Source organism: Lentzea sp. NPDC004782, from assembly GCF_040609115.1.
Taxonomy (GTDB): domain Bacteria; phylum Actinomycetota; class Actinomycetes; order Mycobacteriales; family Pseudonocardiaceae; genus Lentzea.
Map to the genome: position 1 here is coordinate 24,372 of NZ_JBEXJN010000018.1, position 13,716 is coordinate 38,087.

At 66.3% G+C, this 13,716-nt stretch carries 9 protein-coding genes and 1 pseudogene; 8 read left to right on the forward strand and 2 right to left on the reverse strand.

What is annotated here, in order from left to right; genetic code table 11:
* Window positions 1–882 precede the first annotated feature (882 nt).
* Together ABZV40_RS18495 and ABZV40_RS18500 are read right to left on the reverse strand one after the other, a co-directional pair.
* Window positions 883–2,290 (reverse strand): annotated as a pseudogene (locus ABZV40_RS18495) (IS1380 family transposase).
* 366 nt (window positions 2,291–2,656) lie between these two features.
* A complete protein-coding gene (locus ABZV40_RS18500; protein ID WP_355442431.1) occupies window positions 2,657–3,154 on the reverse strand; it encodes a hypothetical protein in 498 nt (165 codons plus the stop codon).
* A 270-nt stretch (window positions 3,155–3,424) separates the two neighbouring features.
* On the opposite strand from ABZV40_RS18500, the gene ABZV40_RS18505 reads away from it, so the two are divergent.
* From ABZV40_RS18505 to ABZV40_RS18540, 8 genes are all read left to right on the forward strand, one after another.
* Window positions 3,425–4,069, forward strand: coding sequence for a type VII secretion system-associated protein (locus tag ABZV40_RS18505; RefSeq protein ID WP_355442434.1), 645 nt, complete (start codon window positions 3,425–3,427; stop codon window positions 4,067–4,069).
* A 74-nt stretch (window positions 4,070–4,143) separates the two neighbouring features.
* Window positions 4,144–4,761, forward strand: a complete 618-nt coding sequence (locus ABZV40_RS18510; protein WP_355442435.1) for a type VII secretion system-associated protein — start codon at window positions 4,144–4,146, stop codon at window positions 4,759–4,761.
* A 73-nt stretch (window positions 4,762–4,834) separates the two neighbouring features.
* The gene (locus tag ABZV40_RS18515) at window positions 4,835–7,081 is read left to right on the forward strand and encodes an NB-ARC domain-containing protein (protein ID WP_355442438.1); all 2,247 of its coding nucleotides are present in this window, start codon (window positions 4,835–4,837) and stop codon (window positions 7,079–7,081) included.
* Window positions 7,082–7,454: 373 nt separating this feature from the next.
* Window positions 7,455–7,895 carry a cold shock domain-containing protein gene (locus ABZV40_RS18520; RefSeq protein WP_355442706.1) on the forward strand — a complete coding sequence of 147 codons (441 nt, stop codon included), beginning with the start codon at window positions 7,455–7,457 and terminating at the stop codon, window positions 7,893–7,895.
* A gap of 1,401 nt (window positions 7,896–9,296) precedes the next feature.
* A complete protein-coding gene (locus ABZV40_RS18525; protein WP_355442441.1) occupies window positions 9,297–11,555 on the forward strand; it encodes an NB-ARC domain-containing protein in 2,259 nt (752 codons plus the stop codon).
* Window positions 11,556–11,965: 410 nt separating this feature from the next.
* Complete coding sequence (locus ABZV40_RS18530; RefSeq protein ID WP_355442444.1) at window positions 11,966–12,316, forward strand: hypothetical protein; 351 nt, start codon at window positions 11,966–11,968, stop codon at window positions 12,314–12,316.
* Between the two features lie 334 nt (window positions 12,317–12,650).
* On the forward strand, window positions 12,651–12,848 hold the full coding sequence (locus ABZV40_RS18535; protein ID WP_355442446.1) for a hypothetical protein: 198 nt from the start codon (window positions 12,651–12,653) through the stop codon (window positions 12,846–12,848).
* A complete protein-coding gene (locus tag ABZV40_RS18540; protein ID WP_355442449.1) occupies window positions 12,845–13,186 on the forward strand; it encodes a hypothetical protein in 342 nt (113 codons plus the stop codon). The genes ABZV40_RS18535 and ABZV40_RS18540 overlap by 4 nt, the downstream gene beginning before the upstream one ends.
* Window positions 13,187–13,716: the final 530 nt, after the last annotated feature.

Consider the following 13,716-nt stretch of genomic DNA (forward strand, 5'->3'; position numbering starts at 1 on the left):
GCCGGAACGTTCGGTGACGAAAGCGGCTATTTCCGTGCGCTGCTGTGCCGTGAGCCGGGGTCCGAGGTTGTCGTCGATGAAACCGTCGAGGAGAACGAGTCCCATGTACCCACCGGGCGATGGCTGCGAGAACGCCCGGCGGCCGGGGAGCAGCCCTGGGGCGCCCGTGCCCGCAGTGACCATCCTCCAGTGCGCGCCATGGATGGCTAGGCCCGTTCGGCAAGAGTAAGTATGTGCAGACCAACAACACGCTGACTTCGATTTTGTGGACGTCGATGTGGTAGCGCACATCTGAGGGTCAAACAGCTCTAGTTGATCTTTTGAAGGGGACCCTTCGTCCACCTGAGGTGCAATATCAGGAACTTAAGGGCGTCGGGGCGGGTTGTGTCCTGCCGGTTGGTTGCCGCGCCCGAGGTGGCTGTGATGGTGGATGAAGGGCTCTTTGCTCCACCTGGTGTGGATGAAGGGAACTTTCATCCGCGTCGCCACGCGTCTGGCGAGGCCTGATCGCACGGTGCGCGGCAGTGCGGCAGATCCGGTACGCCCGGCGGGAGCAGCGAACCCGACCGGGATGAAAGCGCCCCTTCATAAAGATCGACACTCGCCGATGTGTTCGACATGTCTGATGGAATCGCTCCCATTGGCCGAGCCGCTCCGCGCTGATGCTCTTACCGCACAACGGGCGGCCAGATCCTAAATGTGCGTGTTAGCCCGGATCTTTCACGCGGGTGACGGCCTGGCTTGAGAGCGTGTCCGGTGGTTGTTGGGCGTCCTCCTTTCGGTGTTCGGGGTTGTCGGGATGGCCCGTTGTCGGCTGGGTGCCGTCGGGTTCCACTGCCCGATGGAGGTGCGCGGCTGTTCGCAGGGACGGGTTGTAGCTGGTCAGGTCAGTTGTGGCAGGCCGTGTAGGCGTTGACAGGCGGTTGGGATCAGCTCGGCGCAGGGCGCGTGGGAGGCGAGTCGGAGGTGGACTTGCCGGGCGTGGCGGGCGATGCGTCCGGCGATGGAGAACAGTCGGAGCCGCAGGCGTTTGGGTTCCCAGCGGCGGGCTTCGTGGCCGGTGAGGGCGAGCATCTGGGTCCAGGCGGTCAGCTCGAGGGCGAGGGCGGCGATGGCGACCCAGATCTGGTTGTGGGCGTAGCCGTGCAGGGGCAGGTTGGTCAGCCCGGTGGCCTTGGCGGTGCGGATGCGGTCCTCGGCTCGGGCGCGGCGTCGGTGGCGTAGTTCCAGGTCGGCGAGCTGGCCGCGGGGTGTGTTGGTGGCGAACGCGGTCAGGCGGAGTCCGTCGGCGTCGGTGAACCGCAACTGGGCGCCGGGATGCGGGCGTTCCTTGCGGACGATCACCCGCATGCCCGTGGGCCATCCGGACATCTCCAGCACTGCGGTGGCCTCGGGTGGCCTCGGCGATCCATGCTCCGTCTCGTGGGTGCGTTCGTCGTCGTAGGCGGGGGTCCACGCGTGCGCGGGGACACGAGCGAGACGTTCGACGGCGTCGTCAGGCAGCGTGAACCCGAGCGAGTAGCCCAGTTTCCTGGCGTGCAGCCATTGCACGAACTCGTGAGTGCCGCCGGCGGCGTCGGTGCGGACAAGTACCTTGCGGCTGAGGCGTCCTCCCCTTGGCGGTGAACGGCAGCTGCCGCAACGCATTCCGGGTCACCGTGATGTGGTCGGCTGCGGTGTTCGACCCGGCGTTGCCAGGCCGGAGCATGATCGCGAGTGGTTCGCCGGTGCCCGGCGTGCCGTGGTCGGCGAACGAGCACAACGGGTGGAAACCATAGCCACGCTTGAATGTCGGTGCCGCGTTCCGCTTGTCCGAGTGCGCGGTGACCAGGGTGGCGTCCAGATCGATGATCACCGGGTTGTCCGGGCTGATGTCGTGGTCGGGAGCGTGGTCACCGGCCGGTCTCCATGCCGTGGCCCGCGCCGTGGCACGGGCGATGTCCAGCGCGGTCAAGACCTTGTCCGGGTCCTGGGCCAGGGCGGTGATCAGCCTGGAGACGGTGGGGTCGGAGGCGACTGGGCCGAAGACGCCCGGCTCGGCGCGCAGTGCGGCGATGTCGGCCAGGCAGTCTCCGCCCAGGGCCAGCGCGATCGCCAGGTCACAGACGATCTTGCCGGGGTCGTGGATCGCGTTCGGGTGCCGCCAGCGGGCCAGCGCGGCCGACAAGGCCTGGCCCAGGCCGGTCGTGGTCACCGCGGTGGTCAGCAGCACCGCCCCGGCGTGTGAGACCACGCCCGCTCCGGCGGTGTCGAGCGTCAAGGACGGATACAACCCGGTAGGCTTGCTCACCAGAGAGGTGCTCCTGAACTGGTTCGGACATGACCCTAGACAAGTCACATCCTTCCAGCTCAGAGCACCTTTCTCCGTAGCCGGCACCCGCTCACGTCAATTCCTCATGAAAGCAGCGGGTTAGTCATCGGCGCGTCCTAAAGCACGCGGTCGGTGCTCGCCATGGTCATCACTTCCGCGCTGGGTGTTCTTGCCGGACTCGACCGAACGTGGAACGCGCCCTGAGGCGCCTGCAGGCTTGTTCGGATTCACGCATTCCGCAGCGGTGGGCAATGAGCAGGGGGCGCCTGCGCCGCCGCTGCGCAGGCGCCCCTGGGTCGTGTTGCCGCTTGAGGGGAGAGCAGGCAACACGAGGCAGACACCGCTTCAGCCGACGAGTGTGCGCGGCTGTGCGGTCTCGGTGCGGTGGCCGGGTGTGCCCTGATACGAGTGGGTGGCTGTGGTGAGGGCGGCCAGCACGCAGGTTGCGGACAGCAACCAGCGGCGGTGGGGATCCGGCGCGCTGAGCCACCTCTTCTTCCGCTCCGCGGAGAAGGGGAGCAGCGGCAGTTCGATCACGGCGGGCACCATCAGGTAGCGGACGCCGTCGGGCATCTGGCACTGCCCGATCACGGCGCCGTCGGACTCCGCGAGGATGACCGCAGGCGCCTCGCATTCGTCGATCACAGTCTGGGGCATGCGCAATCCGCTGCGTTGCAGGTGCCTGTGAACTCGCCCCAGGTAATCGGCGGGTACGGAGAACGCCACCAGCCCGTTGCCGAGAGGCAGAACGACCGATTGGTCGATCACCGTGGTGTTCCAGAACAAGTGCTCGTGGTACCAGCGCGCGCTGGCTTGAGCGGCGTTGGGTGTCACCAGCGCCATCGGTAGTCTCCTTGCTGAGCTCCGTGGATGCTGTGAGATTAGGAGCTCCCTCGCGTCCCGTTGATGAACCAGGTGCGTCGGGGAAGCACTGTTCTCCCCAACGTGCCGAGAAGATGCCTGTTCGGAGGGTTCGTGTAGAGGTCGCTGCCCGAACACACACGTCACCGGCCGATGAACCATCTGAGTTCGTCGGCACTCCAGGGCAGCGAAGTGTGCGTGATGGTCACTTCTGCGTGACCCGACGGGGGTGGGGCATTGAGAATTGACCTCGTGACCGACCCCATCGACGGCGCGGAGATCGCCGACCGGCAGGAGAACTGGTTCCTGCTCATGGACCCGGCGTGGCAGCCGGAGGCCGCAGACGCGGAACCGCCGCTCGAAGCCATCGTCGGGGTGTGGCCGTTGGACGACGGCGGTCATGTCGGCAAGTTCCGGGCCAATCCCGGCTATCGGCCGACGGATGAGCGGTCGCCGTCGGATCCGTTGGACGCGGTGCTGAGGCTGGTAATGCAGGGCAGGGCCGAGGCTGAGCAGATCCAGCTGATGCTGCGGGACTCCATGTTCGACGTCGCGATGAACGACGACACGAGCCCCTTGATCGCCCTCTCCCCGGACAACGTGAAATGCGTCGTCGTGGCGACCGGGGAGCCGCACCGCAGGCGAATCAGGTCACCGCAGTGGCTGCGAACCGACCTCGAGGACCTGGTGGTGCTGCTCGCCGACGGCGTGGACGTGCTGTTCAACCCCGGCGGTCCGGCATCGGTGCGACTCTACGGTGACTTCGTCCGCAACTCGCTGCTGCTGGACGACAAGGAGGTCGCCGAGTTGTACGAACGTTACCGCGAGGCGCAGGAGCTGCGGATCAAGCTGTGGGAACGGGCGGAGGACACCGCGCCTCAGACCGATCAGACTTGAGTGACAGCCAGTGCCCGGAAACCGTGCACGGTTCGTTCGGCCGTCGCCGGGCCGCCGGGAGGAGCGGAGAAACGATGACCGAGGCGGCGACATGGTGCCTGCTGGTGGACCACTCCTTTGCGGCCGTGGAGGTGGGCGAGGTGCCGCCGACCGAGGCGCTGCTGGGTGCCTGGCCGCTGTCCCCCGACGGCGGGCTGGGCCGGTTCGAGGTCAACACCGGTTACCGGCCGGACCGTCCTGGCTCCTCGTCGGATTCCGTGGACGCGGGGGTGTGGCTGTTGCTGCACCGCGACGCGGAACCGGAACAGCTCCAGTTGCTCCTGCGAGACTCCACGTTCGACATCGCGATGAACGGTGACGGCCTACCGTTGATCGTCAAATCTCCTGACGACGTGCCGTGCGCCATCGTCGCCACCGCTGAGGTGCATCGCAGGAGAATCTCGTCCCCCGACTGGCTCCGCGCCGACGTGGAGGACCTGGTCGCACTGCTGGCCGACGGCGTGGACGTGCTGTTCAACCCCGGCGGTGACACCTGTGTACGGCTGCTGGGCGACTTCGTCAGGGAGGTGCTCTCGATGGACGACGAGGACATCGCCGTCGCCTGCCGGGGGTTCCTCGACCAGGGCGTCGGCCTGCTGATCGAGGGATCTGCCGCTGCCGGGATGCCCGGAGGTTCCCCACCTCCGTGTTGAAGTGAAGGCTCAGCTCGGGCATGCGTTGCGCCTGTGTTGGTCCTGAACACTGATCCGGCGATAGGTTGGGTTTGTGACCGACGGAGACGAGCGCTCGCTTTTCGGGGAACTGCTGCTCAAGCACCGGCGGTTCGCGGGGCTCAGTCAGCAGGCGCTCGCCCTGAAGTCGGGGATGAGCGTACGTGCGCTGAGAGAACTCGAACACGGCAGGGCACGCGCGGCGCAGCGCCGGTCCGCCGAGATCCTGGCCGACGCGCTCGAACTGATCGAAAGCGACCGAACCGAGTTTCTCTCCGTCGCGCGAGAAGGTCGTCGGCGGTCCGTGGCGGTGTCTTCATTCCCCGGAGCGGCCGAGCTGCCCCCGTTGCCTCCGGATCTCGTCGGCCGGGAGGCGGAGGTCGAACAGCTGCGCGCGCTGATCTCCTCCTCGCCGGCCGTCGCGGTGGTGGGCCAGGCAGGCGTGGGCAAGACGGTGCTGGCCGCGCACCTGGCACGTGAGTTGCACCCCGAGTTCCCAGGCGGTTGTCTGGCGCTCGACCTGCGAGGGGCGGACGAGGAGCCGTTGCCCGTGCAGGTGGTGTTCGTCCGGTTGCTACGGGCTCTGGGCGTTGCTCCTGCCGACCTCCCGGCCACCGAAGCCGAACAAGCCGCCCGGTACCGGGCCATTCTCGAACGGCGGAAGGTGTTGGTGCTGCTCGACAACGCGGCCTCCGAGGAGCAGGTCCGGCCGGTACTCGCGGCCGCTTCCGGGTCAGACTCCCGGACCGTCGTGACCTGCCGACGTACACTTGCGGGTCTGCAGGGGCTGCGCTGGTTCTCACTGGGGCCGTTCGAGGACGCCGATGCCCAGCGGTTGCTGTCCGCGATCCTGGGGGAGGATCGGGTGCACGCCGAACCCGGCGAGGCACGCGAGCTCGCCGCGCTCTGCGGCAACCTGCCGCTCGCACTGCGCATCGTCGGCAATCGGCTGGCGACGAGGCCGCACTGGACACTCGCTTACCTGGCCAAGCAGCTACGCGACGAGCGGACCAGGCTCGCCGCCCTCTCGGCCGGGGACCTGCAGGTGCGTTCGGCGTTCGAGATCTCGTACCGTCGGCTGTCCACCGGTGGCCGCGAGGTGTTCTGCCGCCTGGCTGCTGTGCCCGGAGAGGACTTCGGCGTCGAGCTGGTTCAGGTGGCCGCGGAACTGACCGAGCTGGAGGCGGACGCCTACCTCGGCGAACTGGTGGACGCCAGCATGCTGCTCACCGCACCGGAGCCCGGGCGGTTCCGGTTCCACGACCTGCTGCGGATCTTCGCGCGCGAGCAGTGGAAGGCCGAGCACGACCCGGCCGAGCGGTACCAGACGACCGAGGCAGTGCTGGACCATTTGCTGAGCACGGCCTGCGCCGCAGCTTCGTTGTACTTTCCCGTAGGGCCTTACGAGGATTTGTTCACCTCACGGGAGGAAGCAGGTTTCTGGCTCGATCGGGAACGCTCGAACTGGCTTGCGGCGCAACAGGAGGCGGCTCGGCTGGGCAGACATGGCGACGTGCTGGTGTTCGCGAAGGCGATGCACTGGTATTCGGACGATAATTGGCATCTGCCGTGGGTGGAGGTTTTCGCACGCGGAGTGGAGGCCGCGCAGGCGCTGGGCGACGTGGCGGCGGAGGCCCAGCAGCGCAACTTCCTCGGGTGGGCGGTGAGGCCGATTGCCGGCAACGAGAGGGCGATGGCGGAGCACGAGCGGGCTCTGCGGCTGGCGATCGAGGCCGAGGACCAGCTGGAGCAAACCTGGGCGCTCGCCTATCTCGCCGTTCTGCACTTCAGGCTCGACGACCGGGAAGAAGCGCTGATTCTCGGGCGTCAGGCGGCTGAACTGTCCGTCTCCTTCGGTTTCTGGGACATCCAGATCCCAGTGCGTTACCGGCTCGGAATGCTGTTGCTCTGGGCCGGCCGGTCGGAGGAGGCGCTCGAGGTACAGCAAAGGCTTCTCGACGAGGTGGAAGGTCGTGGTCAGAACGGCGAGATGCTCCCGGCGCGGTCTCAGATGGCCGCAGTCGTCCTCGATGCGGTCGCACAGTGCCTGCAGGCCATGAAGCTGTGGCGCAAGGCCGCGGACATGTTCGCGGCTGCCCGCAGAACGCAACTCGACGTGGGGGCCGGATACTTCGCGGCCCTCGCGGCGCTCGGGGAAGGCCGGTGCCGAATCGAGGAGGGGGAGTACGAATCGGCAAGGGAAGCGTTGACCTTCGCACTGACCCTGTTCGAGACGCGGTCGATCCCCGACCGTGCCGAGGAGGCGCGCACCGAACTTGCCCGTCTTCAGGTTGGGTCGTGAGGTCGCCGCGAATCGCCTCGAGTCTGATGTGGATGGTTGTCGGCGTGTTGCGGAGGGAGCGGCGAGTGCTCAGTGTGAAGAGCGCTCCGCCGCGGCCTTGATCGAGTGCGTCGGGGTAGGGTGCAGGGGCCGTTCAGGCAGAGGTCGCCACGCGAGGCGAAAACATGTGGTGTTGTGTTGGCTGTGGATCTGGGAGACGGGTGGCATCTGTCGGCTCGGGCTCCGCAGGCCTGGTCAGCTCTCGGGTTGTGAGCGAGACGTGTTTCCTTTCCGTTCTTGCCGCCGATGGCATCAGGCACGGAGGTGGTGGCTCGTCGTGTCGTCTTCGTTCATTTGATGTGTTCGTTTCTGGGATGTGTTGGGTCAGGTGATCATGGTGGGTGTGTTGACAGGACATGTCGTCAGGTTCGACGACGCGAGAGGATTTGGGTTCATCGCGCCAGACGGAGGCGGGCAGGAGGACGTCTTCGTGCATGCGAACGGGGTGGTTGAGGGCAAGGACGGCCTTCAGGTCGGTACGCGGGTCTCTTTCCAGGTCGTCGGTGGAACGCGCGGCCTCAAGGCCTATGACGTGAGGGTGCTGGACACCGCCGATGAGGTAGCCGGTGCTGAGAAGATCGCAGACAGCGGCAAAGTGCCCCTCAGACTGGCCGAGTTGAGTGAGAGCTGTGACGTTCTCACTCAAGCCGAATTGACCGCGGAAGTGACCGAAGCTCTGCTGAACCAGGTTGGTTCACTCACTGCTGCACAGGTACTGCAGGTGCGGGAGGTAATGCTGCGCCTCGCCGCGGGACACGACTGGTTGATCGACTGAGAGATGGCCGCCGGGCGGGGTTCCACGACCCCGCCCGACTTGGTCTGCCCAGGGAGCGGGGCCGGAACACGGGTCGCGCGACGAACTGATCTCAGCGGGCCGGTGCGGACGTCGGCTGCGGCAGGACCCCGTCACCGGCGACAGTCCGCTCGATGGTGAAGATCATGCGCTACGGCCCGAGCGTTCGGAACGAACGTCGGCGGACGACCGGCTGATCGCTTCGGTGACGGCCCTCGGCGCCTTGGCGGCTTCGAGGCGAGCCAGCACGGTGGCGCGCGCCTCGGCTGACAATCGTCGTGCGCGCCGACCGCTGGGGGGAGATTCCTGCCGTGGTTCGGGCGTACGAGGAATCGGGCGCGGTGCGGCTGGAGGTTTGGGAACCGGACGCGCTGCCGGAGGGGGCGTAGTGGTCTCCGGCGCACTTGTCACGGGCGTGGAGATGGCCACGGGAGCGCTCACATCTTCGGATGGCGAGGATTTCACGGGTGGTTCGATCGATAGGGCCTGGACCGGTGCCGTGGTGCGCCTGCCGAGTCGCCGCTTGGGGAGAGGCAGTGTGACGGTCTGAACGTCATCGACAGACCGCACCACCACCTTCGAACGGTGCCAGCGTGACTGCTCGTGATGCACCGACTGCCGGTAGACCTTTCTGCCTCCACCCATCGGCCGCTGCCTCACCAGCCGTGCGATGTCCGGATCGACTTGGTCCGGGAAGTCGTGATCGGGACAAGGTCCTCGCCACGCACACCCGCGCGTCCGGCACTGCACTGGAGGAACCTCCTCGTCAATTACCGATGGCGTGCTTGCGCGGAGCGCGGAGATGTTCACATCGTCCAGTCGAGCCAACGGCACCCAAGCAGGTCAAGGCCCGAGGGGGCACGGGGACGTGAGGTCTGCCCCTGTGTGCGTTCGGTGGGCATGTCCTGTTTCGGTCAGCATGCACTGTGACGAGGAGTTGAGAGCCTCCGCGGGAGCGGGCGACCGGTCACCCCGCGTCCGAAGTCTCAACGCGCCCCGAAGGTGAACAGGACACCGCCATCCGACCGATTGCGGACCAATTCGACATACGACATCCAGCCAGTCGTCAAGGCGCGAGCAGGAATGTGGCACGCATGGTCCTCGGATCCTTCCCGTTTTTCTCCGTTCACAGGGGTGCGCGGTGTGATGCCGCTGTCACTGGCGCACAACGAACAGTTGACAGACGACCATCGCTCGCCCGTCTGGCGCAACACCGTGACGCGACGCGCAGAATCCTGGGCGGGCGTGCAGCTGCGGAAATGGATGCACGCAGGTTACAGCGAGTTGGCGGATGGCAGATGCAGCCCCACCCGAATGGCCGAGTGGTGGCTGAACTCGGAGATCGGTTTGCCCTCAGAGGCAGATGTTAGGTGGAATTAAGGCATGAATGCCCCCCACAGTTCGGGTTCTGAGTCGACGTTCGGCGAGGTTCTGCTGAGGTGCCGGATGGCGGTGGGCCTGTCACAAGCGGGTCTGGCGCTGGCCTCCGGGATGAGCGTTCGCGCGTTGCGCGATCTGGAACGTGGCCGGGCGAATGCGCCCCAGGAGCGTTCGGCTGAGCTTCTGGCCGATGCTTTGGGACTCGCCGGGGAGGAACGGGTCTCCTTCCTCTCACTGGCGAAAGAGGGACGCCGTCGCTCGGGCGGGACGGTCAAGGGCGCGTCGTTGCGCGTCCTGCCCGCTGTGTCTGGCCTGGTCGGAAGGCGACCTGAACTCCTGCGGCTGTCGCAAGAGGCCGAAACCGGTGGCCTTGTCGTGATCGCGGGACCTCCTGGGATCGGGAAGACGTCGCTGGCGGTGGCGGCCGCTGACGATCTGGCCTCCTCTTTCCCCGACGGGTGTCTCGCGCTGGACCTGCGTGGTGTCGACGATCGGCCGCTCAGCTCCGCCGTTGCGCTGGAACGGATGTTGACCTCGCTGGACGTGTCGCCAGGGCAGATGCCTGCGACGGTCGAGGAGCGCAGTTCGCTGTTCCGCAGGGTCTTGCGGGATCAGCGAGTGCTGGTGGTGCTGGACAACGCTTACGACGAAGGCCAGGTCAGGCCGTTGCTGGCCATGAGCGAGGGCTGCCTGACGATCGTGACCTGTCGTCGTGTGCTGGCGGGGCTGGAGTCGGCGCGCTGGGTGCTGCTGGACACCTTGCCCGAGGACTCAGCTGTAGAACTGGTCGCTTCCGTGGCCGGTGAGGACGTGGTGCGGGAAGAACCGCAAGCGGTGCGGGAGCTGGTGTCGCTGTGCGGAAACCTGCCGTTGGCGGTGCGGATGGTGGGCAATCGGCTGGCTGCCTGGCGGAACGGCCGATCGGCCGCCGAGCTCGTGGCGGAGATGCGGGACGAGAGGAAGCGTCTGGACTCGCTCTCAGTGGGTGACGAGGATCTGCGGACGGCGTTCTGGGTGTCGTACCAGGTGCTGCCGGCACAGGCTCGCTCGGTGTTCCGTCGGCTGGCGCTCGTCCCCGGCGTCCACTTCGACGACGACCTCGCCGCAGTGGCGACAGGTGTGCCGGTGGACGAAGTCGGTCTGCTGCTGGACGAACTGGTCGAGATGTCGTTGCTGAACATCACGGCCGCGTCGAGTCACTACCAGTTTCACGACCTGATCCGGATCTTCGCGCGGGAGCGCTGGGTCGAGGAAGACCCAGAGCACGTTCGTCACCAACTGCGGGACGACTTCTCCGCGCATGTCTTCGGCTTGGCGTCCGCCGCGGGCGAGCTGTTCCACCCTGACGTGCGGGAGGTGCCGCAGGACTGTCTCTTCCGCTCATACGAGGAGGCGACCGAGTGGCTCGAGCAGGAAGTCTCGAACTGGACAGCGGTGCAGCGTGAGGCGGCAGCACTCCGTCGGCACCAGCAGGTGTTCGACTTCGCGGTCGCGATCCAGTTCTACGCGTTCGGCCGTGAGCAAAAGCTCCGTTGGGACGAGGTGTTCGAACTAGGCCTCCTGGCCGCCAGGGCACTCGGCGACCGGTTCGGTGAAGCCGACATGCTGAGTCTGCTCGGCTGGACTCAGGACCAATCCGCCCACGATCGCGAACGCGCCCTCGTAACGCTCCACGAGGCTGTGGCGGTCGCGCAGGAGATCGGCTACGAGTGGATACCCATTGCTGCGCGCGCGTCCATCGGACTGGCGCTCTCAAGACTCGGCCGAAACGAGGAAGCGATCGAGTACACCAGGCTGGCTTATGCGATGTCGGTGGGCTACGACTACTTCAAGCAACGTGTCTGGATGTCGCTTGCACTGGGCACAACCCTGCTGACCGCGGGCAAGTTCCAGGAGGCGCTGGAGTTGCTCACGGAGATTCTCGCGGAGACGAAGGAGAATCGCGATCAGACCAACCCGGAGATGGCGCACAGGTCGACGGCGCTGACGTTGACGTTGACGGGTGACTCGTATTCGGCGCTGGGGCGCTGGAAGGAGGCCGCACAGAGTTATCTCGACGCGAGGTCGACACTCGGCACGCTCCAGATGAGCTACCGCACCGAAGCGGAACTGGCGCTCGGCGAGGGAATCGCACGGCGTCACATGGGTGACGTCGAGGGGGCACACAGTTGCCTGATGCTCGCCCTCGGAAAGCTCGACGCTCTGGGTAGTCGTGTGCAGCGAGAAATCGTGGAAGCGGAGCTGGCACTTCTGCCCGGCTGATCCGCGAGTGTGTCCAGGTCGTTCGCCCTCTCGTGCAGAGGTCGAGAAATCGACACCCAGAGGCGGGTTTCCTGCCGGAGGCTCCCGGCAGGAAACCCGCACGCGATCCAACGATCCTGTTCCATGCCTGTGGGGCAGGCGGATTGGTGGCTCCGAACGTGAGGTGTGCACGCCGGCGAACGCCTCGGTGTCCACGGAAGCGGCGGAGGCAAGGTAGGCGAGTGCGGTGTTCGTGCCTCTGCACTTTCTGATTCGGGCCAGGGCACCGCGACATCGTGTTGGCCTGCTTCCGGTACGAGGCAGAACAGGCCGAAGGGGGTGTGCGAACGGGCAGCATGTGCGGGCGCAATCTTGTTCGTGTGGTGCTGACTCCGTTTACTGTTTCCACCTCTAGTTTGCCAAGGAGAATCGTGAAGCAGCACAGCAGTCATTGGATGATCCGTGTCCTCGCCGTCGCCGTCGCCGTGGTCGCCGCACTGGCCGTGTCCCCGCTCGGCAGCGCCCAGGCCGCCACCCCAGGAGTTTTCGAGCTGTGCTCCGGGGGCGACTTCAGCTCCTATGCGGAGTTCGTCGAACGAGGCGGATTCTCCACCTACGTTGTTGAACCCGGAACGTGCCAGCAGTTCGCCTATGGCGGCGATCACGCCGAACGCGTGGATATCCACGTTCTCGACGGTCAGTACATCGGTTCATTGGTCTACGACGGCCGCGCCGGTGTGAATGTCTGCACGGTGAACGGCCCTAGCTTCTACGTGTTCTGATCTTCCGACATGCCGAGTCACTCGGCACCGAGGTTCGCATCATGGAGGTGTCCGGGTGGGGAGACCGCCGCCCCGACCGGATTCGGCGTTGGCCCGCAGTTCACGCAAGCTTAGGCGCGGTTGCGCATGAGGTCGTTCACCACGAACATCGTGAGGGCCTGCTGCACCGGTAGGTGACATCTGAGTTGGCTTGCCGTGATGGTGAGCTGGGAGGATGTCGCTGTGCCCAAGCCCTACTCTCAGGAGTTCCGCGACGATGTCGTGCGGGTCGCGCGTGACCGTGAGCCCGGCGTGACGGTCGAGCAGATCGCACGGGACTTCGGGGTCCACCCGGATGACCTTGTTCAAATGGCTGCGCCAGGCTAACACCGACGAAGGCATCAAACCTGGTGTGACCAGGAACGACTCGGCCGAGCTGCGCGAAGCGCGCAAGCGGATCAAGTTGCTGGAGCAGGAGAACGAGGTCCTGCGCCGGGCGACGGCGTATCTGTCGCAGGCGAACCTGTCGGGGAAAGGCTCTACCCGCTCGTGACGGAGCTGGCCGCGGACGGTGTTCCCGTCGCGGTGACGTGCCGGGTGTTGAACATCGCTCGACAGCCGTACTACCGGTGGCGTGCCCGGCCGGTCACCGGGACAGAACTCGAGCGGGCTCATCGGGCGAACGCGTTGTTCGACGCGCACCGTGACGATCCGGAGTTCGGCTACCGGTTCCTGGCCGACGAAGCCCGCGACGCCGGCTGGTCGATGGCTGATCGGACCGCGTGGCGGATCTGCTCGGCCATGGGCTGGTGGCGCGCGTTCGGGCAAGAAACGCGGCCGCAACGGCAAGAGGACCAGCCCGCCGGTGCACGACGACCTGGTCCGGCGTGACTTCGCTGCCACAGCACCGAACCGGTTGTGGCTGGCCGACTTCGAGCGCCACGAGGCGCTGTTGAACCGTGAGGAGGTGCAAGACCTTCTCCACTCTGCTGTCGCAGCGGTGGGGTGAAGCAGGGGGCAGCCTGAACCGGGAGGTGCCGGTGAGGGCGGGAAGCAGCCCTGTCAACGACGAGGCGGATCAGGACTGCCAGATGGTCCGTGCTCGGCAAGCGAGACGGAAAGGCGTACGTGAGGAACCAGCGGCTGAACGCCTCTCAAGAGAGCCACCAGCTCGAACCTGGCGGATCGGGGCTGGGTAGCAGCGCGCACCCGGATCACCTTGTGGTGCGGGGAACTTCTGGACCGGGTGATGTCGCCGGTCGGGAGGCCACGGTGAAAGTCTGCGGCGTAGCCGTGGCGATGCTGCAGGGGCATAGCTGGACGCCGACCCCGTCGAACGGTTCGACAGTGAACGTGGGAACCATCCCTGTGGCCCCCGACCCAGGTCGCGGCCAGCGATCCGGTGGGAAGGTCCGCCGTCG